This is a genomic window from Stenotrophomonas sp. DR822 (assembly GCF_019793815.1).
Lineage (GTDB): Bacteria > Pseudomonadota > Gammaproteobacteria > Xanthomonadales > Xanthomonadaceae > Stenotrophomonas > Stenotrophomonas indicatrix.
The window spans coordinates 3,954,248-3,977,619 of sequence record NZ_CP081826.1; the positions used below are offsets into that span (position 1 = coordinate 3,954,248).

Genomic DNA, 23,372 nt, shown 5'->3' on the forward strand with positions numbered 1-23,372 from the left:
GCACAAATCGCGGTTACATCCGTAACCATTGCGGCCGAGGGGCGGCCGCAATGGCACGGTCATGGCTCAGCGGTCGTTGCCGATCCACTTGTAGATGATGCCGCCGATCGCACCGCCCAGCAGCGGGGCGACCCAGAACAGCCACAGCTGGCCGGTGGCGCCACTGCCGGCGAAGAAGGCCACCGCCGTGGAGCGGGCCGGGTTCACCGACGTATTGGTCACCGGAATGCTGATCAGGTGGATCAGGGTCAGGGCCAGGCCGATGGCCAGCGGCGCGAAGCCCGCCGGCGCCTTGCCATGGGTCGCGCCCATGATCACGATCAGGAACACGGCCGTGAGCACCACTTCGCACAGGAATGCGGCCGCCACGCTGTAGCCGCCGGGCGACAGCGCACCATAACCGTTGCTGGCGAACGCACCGGCCTGGCTGCCATCAATGGCGAAGCTGCTGGCACCGGAGGCGATCTGCAGCAGGATGAAGCCGGCCAGCAGGCCGCCGGCCACCTGGGCGATGATGTAGGGCACCAGATCCCGGGTCGGGAAGCGGCCACCGGCCCACAGGCCCACGCTGACCGCTGGATTGAAGTGCGCACCGGAGATATGGCCGAACGCGTAGGCGCCGGTCACCACGGTCAGGCCGAAGGCCAGGGCCACGCCGAGGAAACCGATACCCAGCGGATTGCCGTCGCCACCGAACTTGGCGGCCAGCACCGCACTGCCACAGCCACCCAGAACCAGCCAGAACGTGCCGAGGAACTCGGCGGACAAGCGTTTACCCATGCTCATGTGTTGCACTCCTTTGACGGTCTAAAGTGTGATTTATGTCACATTTCAGTGATCAGCGGGTGACTGTAGCGTCAACGCCGGGTGCAGGGATACACCTTCGGATGTGTGCAACACGCGATGCTCAGTACTGGGGCAGGGGAATGAATTCCTTGTCGTCGCCGGGAATGGTGCCGAAACGTCCGGCTTCCCAGTCGTGCTTGGCCTGCTCGATACGTTCCTTGGAACTGGAAACGAAGTTCCACCACAGATGGCGCGGGCCATCCAGCGGTTCGCCGCCGAACAGCATCGCCTTCACCGGCGTCTTCGCACGCAGGCGGCCGCGCGCACCGGCCTCGGGAATCACCAGATGCTGGGCGGGAATGTCCACACCATCCAGCTGCGCTTCGCCCTCGAGGATGTACAGCGCACGTTCGCGGTGACCATCATCGATGTCGATCTCTGCATCCGGGTCCAGGTCGATCGCCACGTTGAGCGTGTCGGCGAACACCTTGACCGGCGACTCCTCGCCATAGGCGCGTCCGGCAATGACGCGCAGCCAGGCGCCGTTGCGGCGCTGCTCGGGCAGGGTGGTGGCGGCATGGTGGTAGAAGGCCGGTTCGATTTCCTCATGCGACTTCGGCAACGCAACCCAGGTCTGCATGCCGTGGATCGGGTTGTCATGGTCGCGGTCCGGTTGCGGCGTGCGCTCGGAATGGGCGATGCCGCGGCCGGCGGTCATCCAGTTGACGTCACCGGGACGGATCACCTGGTCCGAGCCCAGCGTATCGCGGTGGCCGATGGCACCGGACCAGAGGTAGGTGACGGTGGCCAGGCCGATATGCGGGTGCGGGCGCACGTCGATGGCGGTACCAGGGTGCATGAGTGCCGGGCCCATCTGGTCGACGAACACGAACGAACCGATGCTGCGGGCCTGCAGGGTGGGCACGGCGCGGCGCACTTCCAGGCCGCCGATGTCGTGTACGCGCGGGGCGATGATGGTGGTCATGCGGGCGTTCTCGCTGGCAGGGATCAAGGCGGTCAGCATCGCATGCGGTGGTGGCGGTGACATTCCCCGTCCGGGTAACAGGGTGTTCCAGCCAACGGCGCAGCCCCTCGTGGCTGAACGCATAAAGCAGATCATGCGCTTGGCCGTGCGGGGTGGGTTCGCAGGGCACGCCGTAAACCCGTCCATGGGGGCTCGATGGCGCCATCCATGGCGCCTACGGTCCTGCGAACCCACCCCGCACGGCCTTAGACAGTTTCCGTGGGCGTCCAGCCACGGAAAAGAAAAAAGAAAATCAAAATCAAAATCAAACGCCGGTCGCTTCGCTCGCATCCACGCAGAGCGTGGACCAAGCGTGTCGCCCAAGTTCGACAGCTACAGGAAATCGCGATTTGCCTACCGTCACCGGAAAACTGTCAGGGGTGGGGCGGTGTGGGTGGGCAGGACCGTTGGCGCCATGGATGGCGCCATCGAGCCTACAGGGACGTACTTGCGGCGTGTCCTGCCCACCCACACCGCCCCGCCAAAAAACAGAAAAGCCAGAGCCGGCTGTTGCTCCGGCTCTGGCTCTGGTTTTGGCTTTTGATCCAGCGGGTGCCGGGCCGCAGGCCCGGCCGACACACTTACACCACCGGTTCACGCAGGACCGGGTTGTCCCAGCCCGGGCGCGGTGCGAAGCGATCACCGTGGCGCTGCTGCAGCGCCTTCAGGCGCTCCACGATGGCATCGGCACCCACCGCACGGATGTGCTGGATCGGACCGCCGCGGAACGGTGCGAAACCGGTGCCGAAGATCACGCCCGCATCCAGCAGGTCCGCGTCGGCCACCACGCCTTCGTGCAGGCACGCCACCGCCTCGTTCAACAACGGCAGGATCAGGCGATCTTCCAGATCAGCAGGCGCCTGATAGTCGCGCGCCACGTCCGGCTTCTTGGCCCGGCCGTTCTCCCAGGTGTAGATGCCCTGGCCATCCTTCTTGCCGCGCTTGTCCGGTTCCACCGTCTGCAGCGCCGCCGGAATCTGCAGGCCCAGGAACGGCGCCAGTTCCTTGCCCACGCCAGCAGCCACATCCAGGCCCACGGTGTCGATCAGTTCGATCGGGCCCATCGGCATGCCGAACTTCACCGCCGCCTTGTCGATCACCGGGCCCGGAATGCCTTCAGCGTATGCGGTGGCCGCTTCCAGCATGTACGGGAACAGCACGCGGTTGACCAGGAAGCCGGGAGTGCCGGCCACCGGCACCGGGAACTTGCCCAGCGCCTTGCAGAAGGCTGCCAGGCGGCGCTCGGTTTCAGCCGCCATGCCGTCGTGATGGATGATCTCCACCAACGGCATCTGGGCCACCGGGTTGAAGTAATGCAGGCCGGCGAACTGCGCCGGGCGCTGGATGTGATCGCGCAGCTCCACCAGCGGAATCGACGAGGTGTTGGTGGTCAGCAACGCGTCGAGCTTCATCTTCGGCTCCAGCGTCTGGTATAGCGCACGCTTGGCTTCCGGGTTCTCGATGATCGCTTCGATGACCAGATCGGCCTGCGCCACGCCATTGCCCTCCAGGTCCGCACGCAGGCGCGCGGCGACGGCCGGACGCTTGCTCTCGTCACGCACCTTCTTGGCGAACAATGCCTGCGCACGCTCCATGGCCGGGTCGATGAAGCGCTGCTCGCGGTCCTGCAGGGTCACTTCAAAACCCTTGTAGGCGGCCCACGCAGCAATGTCACCGCCCATCACGCCGGCACCGACCACGTGCACGTGGCGGATGCCGGAATCGCCACCGCCCAGGCCCTTCAGGCGTTCGGTGAGGAAGAAGATGCGGATCAGGTTGCGCGCGGTCGGCGTGCTGGCCAGCTTCACTACGGCGCGTCGTTCGGCATCCAGGCGTGCCTGCACCGGCTTGCCGCCGCTGCGCTGCCAGGTGCTGATCAACGCATACGGCGCCGGGTACTGGTCCTTCTTCGCCTTGCGTGCGACCTGCTTGACCATCTGCGGGGCCAGCAGCTGGCGTGCCGGCCAGGTATTGGTCGCCCAGGCCAGCGCGCGCTGCTTGAACGGGCGGGTGGTGCCGGACAGTGCCAGCGCCACGGCGGTATCGAGCACGACGGCCGGTGCCACCACCTTGTCGACCAGCCCGATGCCGCGTGCGGCCGAGGCCGACAACGTGCGTCCGGTCAGCATCATGTCCATCGCCGCCGGTGCGCCGACCAGCTGCGGCAGGCGCGCGCTGCCACCCCAGCCCGGGAAGATGCCCAGCTGGGTTTCCGGCAGGCCGATGCGGGTGGAACTGTCATTGGAAGCAACGCGATAACGGCAGGCCAGGGCCAGCTCGGTACCGCCGCCCAGGCAATGGCCATGGATGGCGGCCACGGTCGGGCAGGGCAGTTCTGCCAGCTTCTGGTAGGTCGACTGGCCGCGGCGGATGGCATCGTTGACGGTGCCGCGGCGATCGAACTCCTGGAACTCCTTCAGGTCGGCACCGGCGATGAAGCCTGCCTTCTTGAGGGACTGGATCACCACGCCCTTCGGTGGGTCCATGGCGATGCGCTCCAGCAGGTCGCCCAGCTCCAGCAGCACATCCTGCGACATTGCGTTGACACTGCTGTCCTGACGATCCAGGGAGAGGACCACCACGCCATCGTCGCGGATCTCGGGGTGCCAGTGGCTGAAGCGGAGACCATCGAAGCTTGAGAGCATGGACGTTCCATCCGGTTGTGTATGGAGAAGGGGGCTATGATCCAGAGGTTGTTTCCCCCGCGTCAAATCCCAATAGCAGGGGTGTGGCGCCCCGGATCGCAGGCCTTGGACCGGAACGTTAACGGAACGGTGGTTAAAAGCTGGTGCGGCGCCAGGTGATCGGCGACTGAACTTTTCCCGGGATTGGCAGTCTCATTGCCCGACGTCGGTTGGGCTGACAGGAGTGCGGCCCCTCATGGCCGATGTTGATACACCTCAGGAGCTGGATCTGGAACTGGTCCGGCGCGTGCAGCACGGCGAGAGTGCCGCCTTCGATGTCCTGGTGCGCAAGTACCAGCATCGGGTCGTGGCCCTGGTCGGTCGCTACATCGCCGACTGGAGTGAATGTCAGGACGTGGCCCAGGACACTTTCATCCGTGCTTACCGTGCGATTGGAAGCTTCCGCGGCGACGCCCAGTTCTCAACCTGGTTGCATCGGATCGCCGTGAACACCGCCAAAAACCATCTGGCTTCGCACAATCGCCGCCCGCCGACCGATGACATCGACATCGGCGACGCCGAGCAGTTCGACACCGGCACACGCCTGCGCGACACCGATACGCCCGAGCGCGAGTTGATGCGCCAGGAACTGGAACAGACGGTGATGAAGGCCGTCAACGCGCTGCCGGAAGAACTCCGGTCGGCGATCACCCTGCGCGAGGTGGAAGGCCTGAGCTACGAGGAAATCGCGCAGAAGATGGGGTGCCCGATCGGCACCGTGCGTTCACGGATCTTCCGGGCGCGTGAGGCGATCGACACCGAACTCCGGCCGCTGCTGGACATCGGCAGTGCCACCCGCGAGAAGAGCCGTATATGACCCGCATTCCGAACAACGAGTCGCACAACCATCAGTCTCCCGCCGGGCAACGCCTGGATGAACGCCATCGCCAGCAGCTGTCGGCGCTGGTCGACGGCGAGCTGGGGGCAGACGAGGCGCGCTTCCTGCTGCGCCGCATGGAACACGATCCGGAACTGGCTGGCTGCCAGGAGCGCTGGCAGCTGCTGGGTGATGTCATGCGCGGCCAGGCGTCGCTGCTGGCACCGGCCGGTTTCAGCGCCGCCGTGGCTGCCGCCATTGCCGCCGAGCCCGCACCGCTGGCCGAGCCGAAGCGTCAGGCCCGCCGTAGTGGTTGGCGTGCCTGGGGCGGCGGTGCGCTGGCCGCATCGGTTGCCGCCGTAGCGCTGTTCGTCGGCCGCGAACAACTGCAGGAGGCGCCGCCAGTGGATGTCTCCGCACCGCAGGTGATCGCCAGCCAGGCGCAGTTGCCACCGGCATCGGAGCAACCGGCCGCCGTCACCGAGGCATCGGTGGACACTGCCGCGATGGCCGTGGCCAGCGTGCCGGCGGTGGCCATGGCCGCCGCCAGCCGTCGCCAGGACGTGCGCCGCGCCAGCGCCACCCGCAGCCAGCAGGCCGCGCGCGTGGCCCAGCGCGATGACGCGCCGCTGCGCGCGGTTGCCAGCCAGGCGCCGCTGACCCCGACCATGCCCGCCGGTAGCGCGCGCACTCTGCCTTTTGGCGAGGTCGGCAACCTGCAGGCACGGCCATGGCCGCGCTCCAGCCTGGCGCCCGCCGCCGGTGGCGCCCTCAATGCCAGTTTCCCGGCCCACGCCGGTGGCACCGCGTTCTATCCGTTCGAGCCACGCCTGCAGGACGAACTGCCGGCGTCGCAACGCCCGCGCGACTGAGCCGGGTAGCGTTCCACGCCCCGCCGTCGGCGGGGCGCTTCTTTCCCTTTCCATCCGACCCGGAGGTTGCCGTCCGATGACTCCCCGACTCCGCACACATGCCATTGGCCTGTTCGCCCTGACCCTGCCGCTGGTGGCCTGTGCCCAACCGGCGGCGCCTGCCGCCCAGCCGCAGGCCGCCGCCGCCGCTGCCCCACGCGCACCGGCGCAGCCGTTGGTCAGCGGTCTGCCCGACTTCACCAACCTGGTCGAGCAGGTCGGCCCCGGCGTGGTCAACGTCGACACCACCATCGTCCGCAGCACCCGCCAGGCGCGGGGCGGCATGGGCCCGGGTGATGACGAGATGCCCGAGTTCTTCCGCCGCTTCTTCGGCCCGGATTTCCCGATGCCCGGGCAGGGCCCCGGCGGGCAGGATGGCGGTCCCAGCATCAAGGGCCGCGGCATGGGCTCGGGCTTCATCATTTCCCCTGACGGCTACGTGCTGACCAATTACCACGTCATTGCCGACGCCAGTGAAGTAAAGGTAAAGCTCGGCGACACTCGCGAATTCACTGCCAAGGTGGTCGGCAGCGACCAGCAGTACGACGTGGCGCTGTTGAAGATCGACGGCAAGAACCTGCCCACCGTGCGCGTGGGTGATTCCAACAGCCTGAAGCCTGGTCAATGGGTTGTCGCGATCGGCTCGCCGTTCGGTCTCGACCACTCGGTTACCGCCGGTGTGGTCAGCGCCCTTGGCCGCAGTACCGGCGGCCCGGACCAACGCTATGTGCCGTTCATCCAGACCGATGTGGCGATCAACCAAGGCAATTCCGGCGGCCCGCTGCTGAACACCCGCGGTGAAGTGGTCGGCATCAACTCGCAGATCTTCTCTGCCTCGGGTGGCTACATGGGCATCAGCTTCGCGATCCCGATCGATCTGGCGATGAGCGCGGTCGAGCAGATCAAGAAGAGCGGCAAGGTGACCCGTGGCCAGATCGGTGTTGCTCTGGACCCGAAACCCATCGACGCAACGATGGCCAAGGGCCTGGGGATGTCTGATACACAGGGTGCCCTGGTCAATGAGGTCGTTGCGGGGAGTCCCAGTGCCAAGGCCGGCCTGCAGCCACTGGACGTCATCCGTTCGGTCAACAAGACCCCGATCCGCGACTCTTCCCAGCTGCCGCCGATGATCGGCGTCATGGCGCCGGGTTCGTCCGTTGTGCTGGAAGTTCTGCGTGATGGCAAGCCCCGCAACATCACGGTGGTCGTGGGTGCCGAATCAGTGGCTGCCGAGGCGGTCGGAACGGGCAACGGGGCCGGCGACCGCTCAGCCAACGCGGCTGATCGCCTGGGACTGACCGTCGAAGACCTGGATCCTTCTACGAAGAAGCAGATGGGTCTGAAGGCAGGCGGTGTGCGCATCGCGCAGGTCTCAGATGCGGCGCGTGATGCCGGTCTCGGCAGGGGGCTGGTCATCACCCAGGTGGGCAGGACCCCGGTCGAAAGCGCATCCCAGTTTAATGGGCTGGTGGCGCGTGCCCGTCCGGGCGATGCGCTCGTCGTGCTGGTCTACAACCCGCAGAATGGGGCGAGTCGTTTTGTCGCTCTTGCCGCCAAGTAACTGATTTACAAGCCCGGACGCAGGATTCGGTGCGTCCGGGCGTGGCCCTCCGATTCAGACCTGGAGGTTCCTGTCCACACAGTAGCCGTTGCCGCCACCGTCAATGAAGCAGCACTCGTGGATGTCACAGACCTTGTAGATCCGCGCGAATGCCGACGCGGGCAGCAGAGTGCAGGCACAGGTTACAGCGAGGAGAGCGATTGCTTTGATCTTCATTCATTCAGTCCTTTGTTCGCGAGTTCGTGAGTGGCGGCGTCTACCGCCATTGATTTGTCGCATTCCTGCCAAGGATTGAAAATGAGATGTGTTGCATTTTCCTCAATTGTGGCCGCGGTCAGGCGCAAAATGCGCGCCTGCTGATACGCGGACAGGATTGTCCAGGTCCCCGAAGCCCCGCCCCGGCGGGGCTTCGGCCATTCCGGGGCCGTGCTGGCAGGCCAACCACGCGGCGGCCCTCCGGGCATGCGATAATCGACCGTTACCCTGACGACGCCGCGCGCCGCCGCCACCTCTCTATGTCCTCTGATTCGATGCGGAACATCCGCAACTTCTCCATCATCGCCCACGTCGACCACGGCAAGTCCACGCTGGCCGACCGCATCATCCAGCTCTGTGGCGGCCTCCAGGCCCGCGAGATGGAAGCGCAGGTGCTCGACTCCAACCCGATCGAGCGCGAGCGTGGCATCACCATCAAGGCGCAGTCGGTGTCGCTGCCGTACGTGGCGAAGGACGGCCAGACCTACCACCTGAACTTCATCGACACCCCCGGCCACGTTGACTTCTCCTATGAAGTCAGCCGCTCGCTGGCCGCCTGCGAGGGCGCGCTGCTGGTGGTCGATGCGGCCCAGGGCGTGGAAGCGCAGTCGGTGGCCAACTGCTACACGGCCGTGGAGCAGGGGCTGGAAGTGGTGCCGGTGATCAACAAGATCGACCTGCCCACCGCCGATATCGAGCGCGCCAAGGCCGAGATCGAGGCCGTGATCGGCATCGATGCCAGCGACGCCGTGCCGGTCAGCGCCAAGACCGGCCTGAACGTGCAGGACGTGCTGGAAGCGATCGTGCATCGCATTCCGGCGCCGGTGCCGCGCGATACGGACAAGCTGCAGGCGCTGATCATCGACTCGTGGTTCGACAACTACCTGGGCGTGGTGTCGCTGGTGCGCGTGATGCAGGGCGAGATCAAGGCCGGTGACAAGCTGCAGGTGATGTCCACCGGCCGCAACCACCAGGTCGACAACGTCGGTGTGTTCACCCCCAAGCGCAAGGTGCTGCCGGCGCTGCGTGCGGGCGAAGTGGGCTGGGTCACCGCCAGCATCAAGGACGTGCACGGCGCTCCCGTGGGCGACACCCTGACCCTGGCCGGCGACCCGGCACCGAAGCCGCTGCCCGGCTTCCAGGAAATGCAGCCGCGCGTGTTCGCCGGCCTGTTCCCGGTCGATGCCGAGGACTACCCGGACCTGCGCGAAGCGCTGGACAAGCTGCGCCTGAACGATGCCGCGCTGCGCTTCGAGCCGGAAAGCTCCGAAGCGATGGGCTTTGGTTTCCGCTGCGGCTTCCTCGGCATGCTGCACATGGAAATCGTGCAGGAGCGCCTGGAACGCGAATACAACCTGGACCTGATCAGCACCGCGCCGACGGTGGTGTATGAAGTCCTCAAGACCGATGGCACGATCATCAACATGGACAACCCGGCCAAGCTGCCACCGGTGAACCATGTGCAGGAAATCCGCGAACCGATCATCCGCGCCAACGTGCTCACCCCCGAGGAGTACATCGGCAACATCATCAAGCTGTGCGAAGAAAAGCGCGGCAGCCAGATCGGCATCAACTACCTGGGCAGCCAGGTACAGATCAGCTACGAGCTGCCGATGGCCGAAGTGGTGCTGGACTTCTTTGACAAGCTGAAGTCGGTCAGCCGTGGCTACGCCTCGCTGGACTACCACTTCGTGCGCTTCGATGCCGGTCCGTTCGTGCGCGTGGACGTGCTGATCAACGGCGACAAGGTCGATGCGCTGTCGCTGATCGTGCATCGCAGCCACGCCGATCGTCGTGGTCGCGAGCTGTGCGAAAAGATGAAGGACCTGATCCCGCGCCAGCAGTTCGACGTGGCCATCCAGGCCGCCGTCGGCTCGCAGATCATCTCGCGCACCACAGTCAAGGCCATGCGCAAGAACGTTCTGGCCAAGTGCTATGGTGGCGACGTTTCGCGCAAGAAGAAGCTTCTGGAAAAGCAGAAGGAAGGCAAGAAGCGCATGAAGCAGGTCGGCCGCGTGGAAATTCCGCAGGAAGCGTTCCTGGCCGTGCTGCAGATGGACAACAAATAAGCCCCGAAACCGGCCTTCGGGCCGATCGTCCGGTGACGTTGCAAAGGACCCTGAATGAAACTGTTTGAGATCCTCCTGGTCGTGCTGACCCTGGCCTCCGGCCTGATCCTGCTGGCCGACAAGCTGTACCTGGCCAAGCGTCGCGCCCAGCGCGCCGGCCTGCTCGACACCGAGCCGGTGCTGGTGGACTACTCGCGTGCGTTCTTCCCGGTGCTGGCGATCGTGCTGATCGTGCGCAGCTTCATCGCCGAACCGTACAAGATCCCGTCCAGCTCGATGATGCCGAACCTGCTGATCGGCGATTTCATCCTGGTCAACAAGTTCTCCTATGGCCTGCGCCTGCCGATCACCAATACCCGCTTCGTGCCGGTCGGCGATCCGGCACGCGGTGACGTGGTGGTGTTCCACTTCCCCGGCCATGGCGACAATGACCCGGCCAAGGGCGAGAACTTCATCAAGCGCGTGATCGGCGTGCCGGGCGACACTGTCGTGTTTGAAGGCGACGGCGTGATCCTCAACGGCGAACCGCTGAAGTACGACAACAAGGGCATCTACGCCGGCCACAAGGGCCAGGGCGAGGGCGCCAACCTGCTGGTCGAGCACCTGCCGGGCCGCACCCATACCGTGCTGGAGACCGACTATCCGCGTGGCCAGGGCCAGTGGACCGTACCGGCTGGCAAGTACCTGGTGATGGGCGACAATCGCGACAATAGCGACGATGGCCGTTTCTGGGGCCTGCTGCCGGAAGAGAACCTGCGCGGCAAGGCATTCCTGATCTGGCTGAACTGCCAGGGCTGGTTCTGCAAGGACGGCTTCGAACCGTCGCGGATCGGCTCGAGCATCAACTGATTTCACATCCACTCGCGTATCTGGGGAGAACGCAATGAAGACGATGAACACGCAGCGCGGCATGACCCTGACCTCGTTCCTGGTCGTCCTGATCGTGGTCGGTTTCTTCCTCTACATCGGCATGAAGCTGTTCCCGATGTACCAGGAGTATTACGCGGTGCGCTCGGCGATGAAGAGCCTGGCCAAGGAACCCGGCATCGGCAGCATGGAGCCGGCAAGCATCCAGTCGATGTTCTTCAAGCGCCTGGACATGAACTACTCCGACAGCCTGAAGCCGGCTGACGTCAAGTTTGACCGCCGCGACAATGGCTGGACCCTCAAGGTCAACTACGAAGTGCGCCGCCCGCTGGTCGGCAACCTGGATGTGGTTGGCAAATTCGATTCTTCCCAGGACCTGACCCGTAGCGGTGCCGAATAAATCTTTCCAACGTGAAGACCTGATCGGTCACGCCTTCCGCGATCCAGACCTGCTCAAGCAGGCGCTGACCCATCGCAGTGCCGGCGCGCCGCATAACGAGCGGCTGGAGTTCCTTGGTGACAGCATCGTCAACATGATGGTCGCCGAGGCGTTGTACCTGCGCTGGCCCAAGGCCGACGAAGGCGCGATGACCCGCGCCCGTGCCGAGCTGGTGCGCGAAGGCGCGCTGGCGGTGATCGCGCGTACCCTGCAATTGGGTGACCGGTTGACAATGGGGCCCGGTGAAATGAAGTCCGGGGGCCATCGCCGCGATTCGACGCTGGCCGATGCACTCGAGGCCGTGGTCGCGGCAATCTACCTGGATGCAGGCTTCGAATCCTGCCGGGCGAAGGTCCTGCCCTGGTTCGCCGCCTCGATGGAGGCCCTGCCGGCCACCGGGCGGCCGGAGAAGGACCCCAAGACCCGCCTGCAGGAATGGCTGCAGGGCCGACAGAAGGCCTTGCCACAGTATGAACTGGTGTCAGAATCCGGTGACGACCACGCCAAACACTTCCGGGTACGCTGCAACGTAGCCGACCCCGCCGCCAGCACCGAGGGCGAAGGTTCCTCGCGGCGGATTGCCGAACAACAAGCGGCTGCGGCCGTCCTTGAACAACTGGATTCCAAGTGAGCGAACAAACTCCCCATCATTGCGGCAGCGTGGCCGTCATCGGCCGCCCCAACGTGGGCAAATCGACCCTGACCAATGCCTTGGTCGGGGCCAAGGTCAGCATCGTGTCCAACCGGCCGCAGACCACCCGTCACCGCCTGCTGGGCATCGCCACCTACCCGGAAGGTCAGCTGGTGCTGGTCGACACGCCCGGCCTGCACAAGGTGCAGAAGCGGGCGATGAACCGGGTCATGAACCGCGCTGCCCGCGGCTCGCTGGAAGGCGTCGACGCCGGCCTGCTGGTGATCGAAGCCGGTCGCTGGGACGAAGAGGACAGCCTGGCCTTCAACGTGCTGCGCGATGCCGGTATCCCGGTGGTGCTGGTGGTCAACAAGATCGACCGCATGAAGGACAAGGGCGCATTGCTGCCGTTCCTGCAGGAAGTGACCGCCGGCCGTGATTTCTCGTCGGTGCATCCGATTTCGGCGCAGAAGCGCAACGGCCTGGAAGCCCTGGTCCGTGACGTGCTGGCGCTGTTGCCGGAAGCCCCGCCGATGTTCGGCGAGGACGAAATCACCGACCGCAGCCAGCGCTTCCTGGCCGGCGAACTGGTGCGTGAACAGCTGATGCGCCAGTTGGGCGAAGAACTGCCGTACGCCACCACGGTGGAGATCGAGCGCTTCACCGAGGATGGCAACCTGCTGCGCATCGGTGCGGTGATCTGGGTCGAGCGCGAAGGCCAGAAGGCGATCGTGATCGGCAAGGGCGGCACCCGCCTGAAGGAGATCGGGGCCAAGTCCCGCCTGCAGATGGAGCGTCTGTTCGGTGCCAAGGTGTTCCTGGAAACCTGGGTGCGCGTGCGTGAGGGCTGGTCCGATGACGAGGCCGCGCTGAAGGCCTTCGGCTACGAATAAGCCGCGACGGTCGCTTCGATGCTGATCGAGGACGACACCGGCTTCGTGCTGCATGCGCGGGCCTATCGCGAGACCAGCCTGCTGGTCGAGGTATTGAGCGCCGAGCACGGCCGGATCGGCCTGCTCGCGCGTGGTGTTTCCACGGCCAAGGGCCAAGTGCTGCGAGCGGCCCTGCAGCCCCTGCAGTGGATCCGCTTCAGCGCGCTGCAGCGTGGCGAACTGGCCCAGCTGCGCGGCGCTGAAGCGTTGGATGTGGCGCCGCGCCTGCTCGGCCAGGCCATGCTGGCCGGGTTCTATCTCAGCGAATTGACCCTGCGCCTGGCACCGCGGCAGGACCCGCTGCCGGAGTTGTACCTGGCCTTTGGTGAAGCGCGTGCGCGCCTGGCCGTGGGGGCCGGACTGGCTTGGACCCTGCGCCGTTTCGAACGCGAGCTGCTGGCGGCGCTGGGCGTGGCTTTCGATCTGGAGACCGCCAGCGATGGCCAGCCGATCGACCCGGCCGCACGCTATGAACTGGACCCGCAGGAAGGACCGCAGCGCCTGCTCAGCGAGCGTGGCGGCGAGCGTCGCGCAGCGGCTACCGGTTCGGCACTGCTGGCCCTGGCAGCCGACGACGAACCGGAAGCCGCCGATCTGGCCAGCCTGCGCCTGCCGATGCGGCGGGTGCTGGCCCATCACCTGGGCGCGCGCGGGTTGAAATCGTGGGAGATGCTGGAGCAGCTGACACCCCGGCGTTGAGGGGTGTTCGGCAGGGCTTGCAGCCCTGCACCTGCCGAATCAACGTCAAAAGCTGGCTATCCGTGGGTAGGCGGGGTGGGTCCGGTGGCAGGGGACGCCGTAAATACGTCCCTGTAGGCTCGGTCGCCGCTTGCTCGTGTGCGCTGTCCTGCGCACATGGCAAGACCCGGGTTGGGCTTCCTGCCCAACCCGCCCGAGGCATGCCTCGGGGCCCATGCGGCTCACGCCCCTGCCACCGGACCCACCCCGCCTTCGACAGATCTCCGCAATCTGTCGGGATGGCATGGCCTGCTCCTGGTAGGTGTCGACCTTGGTCGACACGTAGATCCACGCCATGCGTGGATGCTCTTCGATCCAATATCGAAATATTCGATTTCGATGGAGATTCATCCACGCATGGCGTGGATCTACCAGCCGTCATACGCAATCTGTCGGGAGGTGGGGCGGTGTGGGGTGGCAGGACCGTTGGCGCCATGGATGGCGCCATCGAGCCCCCAGGGATGGGTTTACGGCGTGTCCTGCCAACCCACACCGCTCCGCCCAACAAGCAGAAGGCCAGAGCCGCTCTGGGTGTGGCTTTGGTGTTGCTCTGGCTTGAAAGCCTCTGTAGGTGCAGGGCGCAGCCCTGCCGACCAACTCTCAGTGCAGCAGGGCCGCTACCGCCGCGCGGAACCCCGCCTGTGCCTGCCCCGATTCGGGCGTGTGATGCAGCTGCCGTACCGCACGTGCCAGTCGCGCTGCACCCACGAACCCGCAGCTGGCCTGCAACCGGTGCAGCTGGCTGCGCAGCTGGCGCTCATCATGCTGGTCCACCGCCTGTTCGACCGCATCGCGCACGCCCGGCAGTTCGGCCAGGAACAGTTCGCGAAGGGCGATCAGGTGGTTGCGTTGGCCATTGAGCGCGGCCAGGGCGGCGGTTTCGTCCCAGTCCTCCAGGGCCAGCTCGACCGCCGCCGGCGGCACCGTGGAACCGGCGGGGCTGTTGACCAGCGCACGACGGACCGCCTTCAGCAGTTGGTCACGGCCCAGCGGCTTGACCAGGGTGTCGCTGAAACCGGCCTCGCGCAGGCGAGCGTGAATGGCAGCATCGCCGTCGGCGGTATGCGCCAGCGCCGGGGTGTCCGGGTGCGAGCGGCGCAGCTGGTGCAACAGCTGGGCACCATTGCCATCAGGCAGGTTGACGTCGATCAGCCACAGATCGTGGGCACCGGGCTCGGCGCGCGCCAAGGCGCTGGCCAGTGAGTCGGCGGTGTCCACATCCGCTGGTAACGTTTCCAACGCCGCTTTGAAAAAACCGCGGCTGATGATGTCGTCCTCGACAAGCAGGAAGCGGGGTCGACTGGCCCGCGGGGTCATCTGCATCAGGGCTGCCTCCATGTCAGCTGGGGTCAATCATCAAGCACGGCGGCGGCGGGCGCAAGCGGCCAGCGGCCCCGCTGGTCAGGATCTGCGACAATACGCCCCCACTTTTGCCCGCAGCCTGTTGCCACGTGGCCCGATCCCGCTCCCGCATCGACCGTACTCCCTTCCAGACCGAGATCCTCGACCTCAGCCATGATGGTCGCGGTGTTGCCCGCCGTGAAGGCGAGGGCGGCAAGGTCACCTTCATCAGCGGCGCCCTGCCGGGCGAAGTGGTGATGGCCGAACAGACCGCCCGCAGCCGCCACTTCGATGAGGCGCGCACGGTGGAAGTGCTGCAGGCCTCGCCGCAGCGGGTGACCCCCAAGTGCCCGCATTTCGGCACCTGCGCCGGCTGCGTGCTGCAGCACCTGGACGAAGACCAGCAGATCGTCGCCAAGCAGCGCGTGCTGATGGACAACCTGGAGCGCATCGGCCATGTGAAGCCGGGCACCGTGCTGCCGCCGCTGGTGGGTGACAGCTGGGGCTACCGCCGCAAGGGCCGGTTCTCGGTGCGCCGGGTCGAGAAGAAGGACAAGACCCTGGTCGGCTTCCGCGAGCAGGACCCGCGCTTCGTCGCGGACCTGCGGCAGTGCCTGACTGTGATCCCGGAAATCGGCACCAAGGTGGAGGTGCTGTCGACCTTCATCGAATCCCTGGATGGCAAGCGCGACATCCCGCAGATCGAGTTCATCGCCGGTGACCAGGCCGTGGTGCTGACCGTGCGCCACCTGCAGCCGCTGAGTGATGCCGATCGCGTCGCCTGGGCGGCCTTCGGCCAACAGCACGGCTTTGTCATCTACCTGCAGTCGGGCGGCGTGGATACCGTGCAGCCGCTGGACGGGCAGGGCGTGGCGCTTTCGTTCCGGCTGGCGCCGTGGGATGTCGAACTGGCGTTCCGTCCGCTGGATTTCATCCAGGTCAATGCCAAGCTCAACGAGAAGATGATCGCCCACGCGCTGGACCTGCTTGAACCGGGTGCCGACGAGCGCGTGCTGGACCTGTTCTGTGGCCTGGGCAACTTCACCCTGCCGCTGGCGCGCAAGGTGCGCGAAGTGGTGGGCGTGGAAGGTGATGCCGGGCTGGTGGCGCGTGCGCGTGAGAACGCCGAGCGCAACGGGCTGGGCAACGCGCAGTTCTACAGCGCCGACCTTACCCAGGACCAGCGCAGCACGGCCTGGATGCGCCAGGGCTTTGACAAGCTGCTGCTGGATCCGCCGCGTTCGGGCGCCATCGAAGTGCTGCAGCAGCTGCCGTTGAAGCAGTTCAAGCGCATCGTCTATGTCAGCTGCCATCCGGGCTCGCTGGCCCGCGATGCCGGCTACCTGGTCAACGAACAGGGCTTCACCCTGGTCAGCGCCGGTGCGATGGACATGTTCCCGCATACCGCGCACGTGGAGAGCATCGCGGTGTTTGAAAAGCGCTGATGCCTGCAGCGCCGGGGGGCTGCCCGGCGCCTGCCTTGCCGCTTGCAGGCCGGCAATGCGGTCAGTCGGCCGGGGCGTTCTGCCACTGGCCGTCCACGCGCACGAAGGCCATGGACTGCTCGCCGTGCTCGCTGCCGTCGCCTGCGCGCACGGTGCATTCGATGGCGGCCCTGTCGCTGGCGACCTCGCAGTTCCTCACTTCCTGCACCTGCAGGGTGCCGGCAGCCTGTTCGAAGCGTGCGCGCAGGGCGGGGTCGGCCTGCTGTTGCGCCTGCCCGGCGATCCGTTCCCGCAGCAGCACCTGCACTCTTTCCCGGGGCGGTGCCGGTACGGGCACATTGCGCTGGTCAGGCAGTGTCCACGCGCCATCTACCAGCGCCAGCCGCAGCAGCTGTGGTCGTGAGTTGATGCCTGCGCTGGCGGTGGCGATGCAATCGACGGCGTCGCCGGCTTCGGCGGGTGCACAGCTGTCCAGGGTCTGCAGACGGGGCCGGAAGGTCTCGGCAACCAGGCGGCTGCTGTCGCTGGCGGGGCGATCGGCAACGGCCTGGTCGAACATCCGGTCCATCGCCGCCTGTGCCTGCTCCAGCGAAGGTACGGCCGTCGATCCGGCGCTGGCAACGGCGCACGGCAGCAGCGCCGACAGGGCGAGACCGCGACGAAGGCGATGGGAAAGCGTCATGAGCGACCATTCCATGGTTGGGGGGCCGCGCAGTGTAGTCCTGCCCGTCGCCGCGCCGATAGGCAGCGTCTGGCGTGAGCCGCATACTGTGCCCATGGGCATCGAAATCGAACGCAAATTCCTCGTCACCCATGATGGGTGGCGCACTGCCGCGCACCGGGTCATCCCGATGGCGCAGGGCTACATCAACGATCTGGGCGCGCTCGACCGCGGCACCCAGAACGCGTCGGTGCGGGTCCGCATCGAAGGCGACAAGGCCGCGCTGAACCTGAAGTCGCGCACCCTGGGCCATACCCGGCAGGAGTTCGACTACCCTATTCCGGTGCAGGATGCGCGCGACCTGTTGGCGCTGTGCGTCGGCGGCCTGATCGACAAGCGCCGGCATCTGGTCGAGTACGCCGGCCTGACCTGGGAAGTGGACGAGTTCCTCGGCGACAACGCCGGCCTGGTGGTCGCCGAAGTCGAGCTCGACAGCGCCGACCAGGCCATCGACCTGCCGGACTGGATCGGCGCCGAAGTGACCGATGACGCCCGCTACTACAACGTCGCTCTGGCCAGCCACCCCTATTCACAGTGGTGAACCCCGCCGTCCCCTTTTTTCGAAGGTGGCGGCCCCCATGTCGGGGGGATGAGAATCGACATCTACTCCGACGTGGTCTGTCCCTGGTGCTGGATCGGCAAGCATCGCTTCCAGCAGGGTGTGCAGCTGCTGGGCGCCGAGGCGCCCGAACTCGAGATCCACTGGCAGCCGTTCCAGCTTGACCCGGATGCGGACGCCACCCCGGTGCCGCTGCGTGAGGCCTATGTGCGCAAGTTCGGCGGTGCCGAGCGCACCGAGCAGATTCTGGGCCAGACCCAGACCACTGCGCGGGCCGAGGGCCTGCCGATGGACTTCAGCCAAGGCCAGGTGCGGGTAACCACGCTGCCGGCGCATCGCCTGTTGTGGCTGGCCGGCCAGCACGGCGTGCAGGAGGCCGTCGGTGAGGCGCTGTTCCGCGCCCATTTCGAGCATGGACAGAATCTGGCCGACCCGGCGGTGCTGGTCCAGGCCGGCGCCGCCGGTGGCCTTGCGGCAGACGAGATCCAGCAGATGCTGGCCGGCGATCGTGGCCTGGCCGAAGTGGAAGCGAGCCTGGCACAGGCCCACGCACTGGGTATCTCCTCGGTGCCCACCTTCGTCATCGACGGCCGCTGGGCGGTTTCTGGAGCCCAGCCCCCGGAAGCCTTCGCCAACGCGCTGCGCCAGATCGCCGCCGAGCAGGCGGCAGGGCAGGGCGCGGAGGGTGCCCCGGACGGCGGCGACGACGCCTGCGGCGCGGACGGCTGCAAGGTCTGACCGACCCGCAGAAGGGGACGGAGGGGGTTGAGTCGCATCCGGCACCAGTGGGTCGATTGCGCCTTGATCCCCTCCGTCCCCTTTTTGACCACTGCGCCTGTTGGCCGGTTCTGCGACAATGCGGCACTGCGCCATGCGGGCGCCCGTTGTGGAGATCGACCATGCTGCTGATCGGCGTTGCCGGTACTGAACTGACCGCCCAGGAACGTGAGTGGCTGCAGCACGATGCTGTGGCCGGGGTGGTGCTGTTCAAGCGCAACTTCGCTTCGCGGCAGCAGGTGACCGAACTGTCCGCGGCGATCCGCGCTGCCGCACCGCGCCCGCAGTTGATCTGCGTGGACCAGGAAGGCGGTCGCGTGCAGCGCTTCCGTGAGGGCTTCAGCGAACTGCCGCCGCTGCAGGACATCGGTGTCCAGTACGCCAGGGATCCCGACGCTGCGCTGGCATTGGCCGAGCAGCACGCTTGGCTGATGGCCAGTGAGGTCCGTGCCAGCGGCGTGGACCTGAGCTTCGCCCCGGTGGTCGACCTCGGCCGTGGCAATCGCGCCATCGGCAATCGTGCCTTCAGTGAAGACCCGCAGGTCGTGGCCGCGTTCACCGCCGCCTACGTACGCGGCATGCATGCGGTCGGCATGGCCGCCACCCTCAAGCATTTCCCCGGCCATGGCACCGTGCTGGAAGACACCCACGTGGATACCGCGATCGATCCGCGTGCGCTGGATGAACTGCGCGCACAGGATCTGGTCCCGTTCACGGCCGGTATCGCCGCCGGCGCCGATGCGGTGATGATGGCGCACGTGATCTACCCGCAGGTCGCACCGGAACCGGCTGGTTACTCGCCGCGCTGGATCCAGCAGATCCTGCGTGGCGAGCTCGGCTTCCGCGGCGTGGTGTTCTCCGATGACATCGGCATGGCCGCCTCGCACAGCGCCGGTGGCGTGCCGGCACGCGTGCACGCACACCTGGATGCCGGCTGCGATGTGGTGCTGGTCTGCCACCCGGAGCTGGTCGATGAAGCCCTGCACGCGGTGCAGGGACGCTCCCTCAATACCGCTGCGCTGCTGGGCCTGCTCGGCCGCGGCGCGCTTGGCTGGGATGGCCTGCTGGCCGATGCCCGCCATGGCGACACCCAATCCCGTCTGCTGCAAACCCTTGGAAGAACCGTCTGATGCCGAACCTCACCATTTCCCAGGCCCTGGCCCAAGCCGACCTGCTGGTCGACCGCCCCACCATCGACAAGGCCATTGCCGGCATCGCCGACGCCATTGCGCGCGACTACCAGGGCGAGGTGCCGCTGTTCCTGTCGATCATGCACGGTGCGCTGCCGTTCGCCGGCCAGCTGGCACTGGAGCTGGGCGCGCGTGGCCAGGACGTGCAGTTCGATTACCTGCACGCCACCCGTTACCGCGGTGAGACCACCGGCGGCGACCTGGTGTGGAAGCACAAGCCGGCCACGGCGCTGTTCGGCCGCCGCGTGCTGCTGGTCGATGACATCCTCGACGAGGGTTACACCCTGCAGGGCGTGCGCACCTGGTGCCTGGAGCAGGGCGCGACCGACGTGCGCATTGCCGCGATGACCGTGAAGAAGCACGATCGCGCGCTGCCGGACGTCACCGCCGACTATGCCGGCATCGAGCTGCCGGATCGCTACGTGTTCGGTTTCGGCATGGACGTCAACGAAACCCTGCGCTGCGTGCCGGCCATCTACGCGATGAAGGAATAACAACGCCGCCGCCTGCGGCCTGCGTTTCCTGCCGCCGGCATCCTCGGGTGCCGGCGTTCTTTTTTCTCTGGAGTGCTTTCCATGCAACAGATCGCCCTGGCCGTGATTGGCGGTACCGGTGTCTACAACCTGGCCAAGCTTGACGACGTGCAGACCCACGAAGTCGACACCCGCTTCGGTAAGCCGTCCGGCCCGGTGCGGGTCGGGACATTGCTCGGTCATCGCGTGGCCTTCCTTGCACGCCATGGTGAAGGCCATTCGCTGCCGCCGCACAAGATCAACTACCGGGCCAACCTGGCCGCGCTGCAGCAGATCGGCGCGCAGCGGGTGCTGGCGCTGAACACGGTCGGTGGCATCTGTGACGATTTCGGTCCGCGCGTGCTGGCCTGCCCGGATCAGGTAATCGATTACACCTGGGGCCGCATCAGCACGATCTGCGAAGAAGAGGGCACCGACGTGGTGCACGTCGACTTCGGTCATCCGTATACGCCGATGCTGCGCAGCAAGATCCTGGCGGCGGCGAAGGTGACCGGTGTGAAGGTCCACGATGGCGGCTGCTATGGCGCGACCCAGGGCCCGCGGCTGGAAACCATCGCCGAGATCGCGCGCATGCGCCGCGATGGCTGCGATCTGGTGGGCATGACCGGCATGCCCGAAGCGGCGCTGGCGCGTGAGCTGGGGCTGGATTACGCCTGCCTGGCGATCGTTGCCAACTGGGCCGCCGGGTGCGGTGATGGTGAGGAGATCACCATGGCCGAAGTGCTCGCCAATGTGCAGGCCGCCAGCAACGGACTTCCGGAACTGGTCGGCGAATTGGCGCGGGGGTGATTGTCTTCGCGTAACAAGCTTTGCATACTCAGCTTGTGCGCGGGTTCAGCGTACACCACCCATTCATTGCATAAGGTCACGCATCACCATGCCGAACGGTACCGTCAAGTGGTTCAACGACGCCAAGGGATTTGGCTTCATCTCGCCGGAGGACGGCAGCGCCGACGTCTTCGCGCACTTCTCCGCGATCAACTCCAAGGGCTTCCGCAGTCTGCAGGAAGGCCAGAAGGTCACCTACGACGTGACCCAGGGCCCGAAGGGCGCCCAGGCCTCGAACATCGTTCCGGCCGAGTGATCCACTCGATAGTGCGTTGAAAACCCCGCTTCGGCGGGGTTTTTTTTGCTGGCCGTGAAGATGCTCTTGCGGCGGGAGCGCGCGCCAACAGAGGCCATGAAAGCTGAGCGTCGCCACCATTGCCGGCTCTCCTGCGAAGTAAAGGAGGAGGCAGCCGCGCAGAGGCTGCCGGGGGACATTCGCAGGAGAGCCGGCAGTGGTGGCGGGGCCCGATGCACCTCTGCTCGGAAGAGGGGCAGCTGATGTACCGCCCCTGCGCCGATGGCACAATGCGGGCATGACGGAACGACTGCGCATCGCCGTGATTGGATACGGCACCGCTGGCCAGGCATTGGCCATCCTGCTCACCCGTGATGGCCACGAGGTGGAGATCTTCGAACGCGTGCCGACCCCCGGGCCGGTAGGTGCGGGATTCCTGCTGCAGCCCAGCGGACTGCAGGTGCTGTGGCAGATGGGCCTGCTTGAGGCCGTGCGTGGCTACGCCATGCCGGTGCGACGGCTGTATGGCGATACGCCGTGCGAGCGCGCGGTGATGGACATGGGCTATGACGGCCTGGATGCGCGACTGCACGGCATGGGCATGCAGCGCGGGGCGTTGTTCTCGGTGCTGGACCAGGCGCGTGAAGGCGCCGGCGAGCTGCACGTGGGCACGACCATCGTCGAGGTCGATCACCAGCAGGGGCGGCTGCGCGACAGCGACGGTCGCACGCACGGACCGTTCGATCTGGTGGTTGCCGCCGACGGCGCCGCCTCCACGCTGCGCAACGCCGTCGACGGTGGCGCGGCGCTGGACCGGGTGTACCCGTGGGGCGCGCTGTGGTGCCTGTTGCCGGCCGAGGACTGGCCGCACATGCAGCAGCTGCGGCAGCGCTACGTCGCCGCGCGCAAGATGATCGGCCTGCTGCCGGTGGGCACCCGGCCCGGTGACGACACGCCTCGCCTGAGCTTCTTCTGGAGCCTGCCGCGTGCGGATTTCGACCGCTGGCAGGGCGACGGCATGGCGCCGTGGCTGGAAGAACTGCATGCGCTGTGGCCACAGGCGGGCGCGCGCTTCGCCCATCTGCGCGACGCCGGTCAGCTGGCGCGTGCGGTGTACCGCGATGCCGTGATGAAGCGTTGGCATCAGGGGCGGCTGGTGCTGGCAGGCGATGCAGCACATGCGATGAGCCCGCAGCTGGGGCAGGGCGTGAACATGGCGCTGCTGGATGCACTGGCACTGCGCGACGCGTTACGCGCCCACGGTGCTGGCGAACCGGCACTGCAGGCCTACCAGGCGCAACGGCGTGCGCATGTGGCGGTCTATCAGCGCTGGAGCCGCTGGCTGACGCCGCTGTTCCAGTCCGATCGCGATGCGTGGGCAAAGGCGCGTGATGTGCTGCTGGGACCGATGGGACGACTGCCTGGTGGGCGCGGGCACATGCTGCGCGTGCTCAGCGGCACCCAGCACGGATGGCTGGGCGCGTTGCCGCTCGATCCGGCATTCATCCAGGCGCTTGCCGCTGCGCCCCTGCCGCTACCGAGCGTGGAAATGCCGGCCACCGCGTGAAGCCTTTCGTTACGGCACTTAACGATTGCCTCACCCCGGATGTGCGACAAGAGATGAGCACGCGGCAGCCGCGTCGCCCGCTTTCCTTTTCGTGATCGATCATCGCGTGGCCCGGGTGGCGCCGCCGTCGTTGCCTGCTGCGGCCCGGATGCGCCGCACGAAGCACGAGGAGGATGCCATGTTGTTCGCGGTCGAGAAGCTGGAATCGGAAATCTGCAAGCTGCGCGGTCTGCTGCGGATGCTGCACGAGGACCAGCCCGACGTACTGGAAGATGTGTTCGAGTTTCATGTCGGCAGTCTGATCAGCCACGCATCACCGGAAAGCCACGGCCATATCCGCGCCTGCGCACAGGAAATGCTGATGGCGATACAGGCACTGCCGCGCCATGCCGACGAGGCGACGCAGGATTTCAGCCTGATGCACGGAATCGCCGCCCGCCCGTCGTAATCCCGCGCAGGTCT

24 protein-coding genes are annotated in these 23,372 nt (G+C 66.3%); 18 read left to right on the top strand and 6 right to left on the bottom strand.

The genetic code is table 11. The features are described 5' to 3' along the window. Window positions 1-66: 66 nt before the first annotated feature. The 3 genes from aqpZ to K5K93_RS17890 form a co-directional block, all read right to left on the bottom strand. A complete protein-coding gene (aqpZ, locus tag K5K93_RS17880) occupies window positions 67-786 on the bottom strand; it encodes an aquaporin Z (RefSeq protein WP_261311871.1) in 720 nt (239 codons plus the stop codon). 121 nt (window positions 787-907) lie between these two features. Beyond that, window positions 908-1,771, bottom strand: a complete 864-nt coding sequence (locus tag K5K93_RS17885; protein WP_222391114.1) for a pirin family protein — start codon at window positions 1,769-1,771, stop codon at window positions 908-910. A gap of 620 nt (window positions 1,772-2,391) precedes the next feature. Beyond that, complete coding sequence (locus tag K5K93_RS17890) at window positions 2,392-4,455, bottom strand: 3-hydroxyacyl-CoA dehydrogenase NAD-binding domain-containing protein (RefSeq protein ID WP_025877101.1); 2,064 nt, start codon at window positions 4,453-4,455, stop codon at window positions 2,392-2,394. A 235-nt stretch (window positions 4,456-4,690) separates the two neighbouring features. On the opposite strand from K5K93_RS17890, the gene rpoE reads away from it, so the two are divergent. The 3 genes from rpoE (at window position 4,691) to K5K93_RS17905 (ending at window position 7,783) form a co-directional block, all read left to right on the top strand. Beyond that, a complete protein-coding gene (rpoE, locus tag K5K93_RS17895) occupies window positions 4,691-5,311 on the top strand; it encodes an RNA polymerase sigma factor RpoE (protein ID WP_032977088.1) in 621 nt (206 codons plus the stop codon). Beyond that, window positions 5,308-6,183: a sigma-E factor negative regulatory protein gene (locus K5K93_RS17900; RefSeq protein ID WP_222388585.1), complete on the top strand. Its 876-nt coding sequence runs from the start codon at window positions 5,308-5,310 to the stop codon at window positions 6,181-6,183. Before rpoE ends, K5K93_RS17900 begins: the two co-directional genes overlap by 4 nt. A gap of 76 nt (window positions 6,184-6,259) precedes the next feature. Continuing rightward, window positions 6,260-7,783, top strand: a complete 1,524-nt coding sequence (locus K5K93_RS17905) for a DegQ family serine endoprotease (RefSeq protein WP_222388586.1) — start codon at window positions 6,260-6,262, stop codon at window positions 7,781-7,783. Between the two features lie 54 nt (window positions 7,784-7,837). Here K5K93_RS17905 and K5K93_RS17910 read toward each other — a convergent pair whose 3' ends face one another. Then, the gene (locus K5K93_RS17910; RefSeq protein WP_222388587.1) at window positions 7,838-7,999 is read right to left on the bottom strand and encodes a hypothetical protein; all 162 of its coding nucleotides are present in this window, start codon (window positions 7,997-7,999) and stop codon (window positions 7,838-7,840) included. A 314-nt stretch (window positions 8,000-8,313) separates the two neighbouring features. Here K5K93_RS17910 and lepA point away from each other — a divergent pair, with 314 nt between their 5' ends. Genes lepA through recO form a run of 6 tightly spaced genes read left to right on the top strand, consistent with a single transcriptional unit; the run spans window position 8,314 to window position 13,675 of the window. After that, entirely contained in the window at window positions 8,314-10,107 is a 1,794-nt protein-coding gene (lepA, locus tag K5K93_RS17915) for a translation elongation factor 4 (protein WP_049465871.1), read from the top strand. Between the two features lie 54 nt (window positions 10,108-10,161). Next, complete coding sequence (gene lepB, locus K5K93_RS17920) at window positions 10,162-10,956, top strand: signal peptidase I (protein ID WP_025877111.1); 795 nt, start codon at window positions 10,162-10,164, stop codon at window positions 10,954-10,956. Between the two features lie 34 nt (window positions 10,957-10,990). After that, window positions 10,991-11,374: a DUF4845 domain-containing protein gene (locus K5K93_RS17925; RefSeq protein WP_140228078.1), complete on the top strand. Its 384-nt coding sequence runs from the start codon at window positions 10,991-10,993 to the stop codon at window positions 11,372-11,374. Continuing rightward, the gene (gene rnc, locus K5K93_RS17930) at window positions 11,364-12,044 is read left to right on the top strand and encodes a ribonuclease III (RefSeq protein ID WP_222388588.1); all 681 of its coding nucleotides are present in this window, start codon (window positions 11,364-11,366) and stop codon (window positions 12,042-12,044) included. The genes K5K93_RS17925 and rnc overlap by 11 nt, the downstream gene beginning before the upstream one ends. Further along, on the top strand, window positions 12,041-12,937 hold the full coding sequence (gene era, locus K5K93_RS17935) for a GTPase Era (RefSeq protein ID WP_025877117.1): 897 nt from the start codon (window positions 12,041-12,043) through the stop codon (window positions 12,935-12,937). The genes rnc and era overlap by 4 nt, the downstream gene beginning before the upstream one ends. Window positions 12,938-12,955: 18 nt before the next feature. Further along, the gene (recO, locus tag K5K93_RS17940) at window positions 12,956-13,675 is read left to right on the top strand and encodes a DNA repair protein RecO (protein WP_222388589.1); all 720 of its coding nucleotides are present in this window, start codon (window positions 12,956-12,958) and stop codon (window positions 13,673-13,675) included. A gap of 639 nt (window positions 13,676-14,314) precedes the next feature. Here recO and K5K93_RS17945 read toward each other — a convergent pair. Continuing rightward, entirely contained in the window at window positions 14,315-15,037 is a 723-nt protein-coding gene (locus tag K5K93_RS17945; protein WP_025879186.1) for a response regulator, read from the bottom strand. 128 nt (window positions 15,038-15,165) lie between these two features. Between K5K93_RS17945 and rlmD the strand changes: the two genes are divergently transcribed. After that, window positions 15,166-16,500, top strand: coding sequence for a 23S rRNA (uracil(1939)-C(5))-methyltransferase RlmD (gene rlmD, locus K5K93_RS17950; protein WP_222388590.1), 1,335 nt, complete (start codon window positions 15,166-15,168; stop codon window positions 16,498-16,500). A gap of 61 nt (window positions 16,501-16,561) precedes the next feature. Here the strand turns inward: rlmD and K5K93_RS17955 are convergent, their stop codons facing one another. Further along, the gene (locus K5K93_RS17955) at window positions 16,562-17,182 is read right to left on the bottom strand and encodes a hypothetical protein (protein ID WP_222388591.1); all 621 of its coding nucleotides are present in this window, start codon (window positions 17,180-17,182) and stop codon (window positions 16,562-16,564) included. Between the two features lie 94 nt (window positions 17,183-17,276). Here K5K93_RS17955 and K5K93_RS17960 point away from each other — a divergent pair, with 94 nt between their 5' ends. From K5K93_RS17960 to K5K93_RS17995, 8 genes are all read left to right on the top strand, one after another. Further along, on the top strand, window positions 17,277-17,762 hold the full coding sequence (locus K5K93_RS17960) for a CYTH domain-containing protein (protein WP_222388592.1): 486 nt from the start codon (window positions 17,277-17,279) through the stop codon (window positions 17,760-17,762). A gap of 48 nt (window positions 17,763-17,810) precedes the next feature. Continuing rightward, entirely contained in the window at window positions 17,811-18,518 is a 708-nt protein-coding gene (locus K5K93_RS17965; protein WP_222388593.1) for a DsbA family oxidoreductase, read from the top strand. 161 nt (window positions 18,519-18,679) lie between these two features. Next, on the top strand, window positions 18,680-19,687 hold the full coding sequence (gene nagZ, locus K5K93_RS17970) for a beta-N-acetylhexosaminidase (RefSeq protein WP_025879181.1): 1,008 nt from the start codon (window positions 18,680-18,682) through the stop codon (window positions 19,685-19,687). After that, complete coding sequence (locus tag K5K93_RS17975; RefSeq protein ID WP_025879180.1) at window positions 19,687-20,241, top strand: hypoxanthine-guanine phosphoribosyltransferase; 555 nt, start codon at window positions 19,687-19,689, stop codon at window positions 20,239-20,241. Before nagZ ends, K5K93_RS17975 begins: the two co-directional genes overlap by 1 nt. 81 nt (window positions 20,242-20,322) lie before the next feature. Beyond that, window positions 20,323-21,069: an S-methyl-5'-thioinosine phosphorylase gene (locus K5K93_RS17980; protein ID WP_222388594.1), complete on the top strand. Its 747-nt coding sequence runs from the start codon at window positions 20,323-20,325 to the stop codon at window positions 21,067-21,069. A gap of 88 nt (window positions 21,070-21,157) precedes the next feature. Continuing rightward, a complete protein-coding gene (locus K5K93_RS17985; protein WP_019183439.1) occupies window positions 21,158-21,364 on the top strand; it encodes a cold-shock protein in 207 nt (68 codons plus the stop codon). 277 nt (window positions 21,365-21,641) lie between these two features. Continuing rightward, the gene (locus tag K5K93_RS17990) at window positions 21,642-22,910 is read left to right on the top strand and encodes an NAD(P)/FAD-dependent oxidoreductase (protein WP_222388595.1); all 1,269 of its coding nucleotides are present in this window, start codon (window positions 21,642-21,644) and stop codon (window positions 22,908-22,910) included. Between the two features lie 178 nt (window positions 22,911-23,088). Then, window positions 23,089-23,358, top strand: coding sequence for a hypothetical protein (locus K5K93_RS17995; protein WP_025879177.1), 270 nt, complete (start codon window positions 23,089-23,091; stop codon window positions 23,356-23,358). Window positions 23,359-23,372 lie beyond the last annotated feature (14 nt).

Excerpts from the sequence above, each read along its gene's own strand:
- aqpZ (WP_261311871.1), bottom strand. The coding sequence starts at position 786 with ATGAGCATGGGTAAACGCTTGTCCGCCGAGTTCCTCGGCACGTTCTGG.
- K5K93_RS17885 (WP_222391114.1), bottom strand. The coding sequence starts at position 1,771 with ATGACCACCATCATCGCCCCGCGCGTACACGACATCGGCGGCCTGGAA.
- K5K93_RS17890 (WP_025877101.1), bottom strand. The coding sequence starts at position 4,455 with ATGCTCTCAAGCTTCGATGGTCTCCGCTTCAGCCACTGGCACCCCGAG.
- rpoE (WP_032977088.1), top strand. The coding sequence starts at position 4,691 with ATGGCCGATGTTGATACACCTCAGGAGCTGGATCTGGAACTGGTCCGG.
- K5K93_RS17900 (WP_222388585.1), top strand. The coding sequence starts at position 5,308 with ATGACCCGCATTCCGAACAACGAGTCGCACAACCATCAGTCTCCCGCC.
- K5K93_RS17905 (WP_222388586.1), top strand. The coding sequence starts at position 6,260 with ATGACTCCCCGACTCCGCACACATGCCATTGGCCTGTTCGCCCTGACC.
- K5K93_RS17910 (WP_222388587.1), bottom strand. The coding sequence starts at position 7,999 with ATGAAGATCAAAGCAATCGCTCTCCTCGCTGTAACCTGTGCCTGCACT.
- lepA (WP_049465871.1), top strand. The coding sequence starts at position 8,314 with ATGCGGAACATCCGCAACTTCTCCATCATCGCCCACGTCGACCACGGC.
- lepB (WP_025877111.1), top strand. The coding sequence starts at position 10,162 with ATGAAACTGTTTGAGATCCTCCTGGTCGTGCTGACCCTGGCCTCCGGC.
- K5K93_RS17925 (WP_140228078.1), top strand. The coding sequence starts at position 10,991 with ATGAAGACGATGAACACGCAGCGCGGCATGACCCTGACCTCGTTCCTG.
- recO (WP_222388589.1), top strand. The coding sequence starts at position 12,956 with ATGCTGATCGAGGACGACACCGGCTTCGTGCTGCATGCGCGGGCCTAT.
- K5K93_RS17945 (WP_025879186.1), bottom strand. The coding sequence starts at position 15,037 with ATGCAGATGACCCCGCGGGCCAGTCGACCCCGCTTCCTGCTTGTCGAG.
- K5K93_RS17955 (WP_222388591.1), bottom strand. The coding sequence starts at position 17,182 with ATGACGCTTTCCCATCGCCTTCGTCGCGGTCTCGCCCTGTCGGCGCTG.
- K5K93_RS17960 (WP_222388592.1), top strand. The coding sequence starts at position 17,277 with ATGGGCATCGAAATCGAACGCAAATTCCTCGTCACCCATGATGGGTGG.
- K5K93_RS17965 (WP_222388593.1), top strand. The coding sequence starts at position 17,811 with ATGAGAATCGACATCTACTCCGACGTGGTCTGTCCCTGGTGCTGGATC.
- nagZ (WP_025879181.1), top strand. The coding sequence starts at position 18,680 with ATGCTGCTGATCGGCGTTGCCGGTACTGAACTGACCGCCCAGGAACGT.
- K5K93_RS17975 (WP_025879180.1), top strand. The coding sequence starts at position 19,687 with ATGCCGAACCTCACCATTTCCCAGGCCCTGGCCCAAGCCGACCTGCTG.
- K5K93_RS17980 (WP_222388594.1), top strand. The coding sequence starts at position 20,323 with ATGCAACAGATCGCCCTGGCCGTGATTGGCGGTACCGGTGTCTACAAC.
- K5K93_RS17985 (WP_019183439.1), top strand. The coding sequence starts at position 21,158 with ATGCCGAACGGTACCGTCAAGTGGTTCAACGACGCCAAGGGATTTGGC.
- K5K93_RS17990 (WP_222388595.1), top strand. The coding sequence starts at position 21,642 with ATGACGGAACGACTGCGCATCGCCGTGATTGGATACGGCACCGCTGGC.
- K5K93_RS17995 (WP_025879177.1), top strand. The coding sequence starts at position 23,089 with ATGTTGTTCGCGGTCGAGAAGCTGGAATCGGAAATCTGCAAGCTGCGC.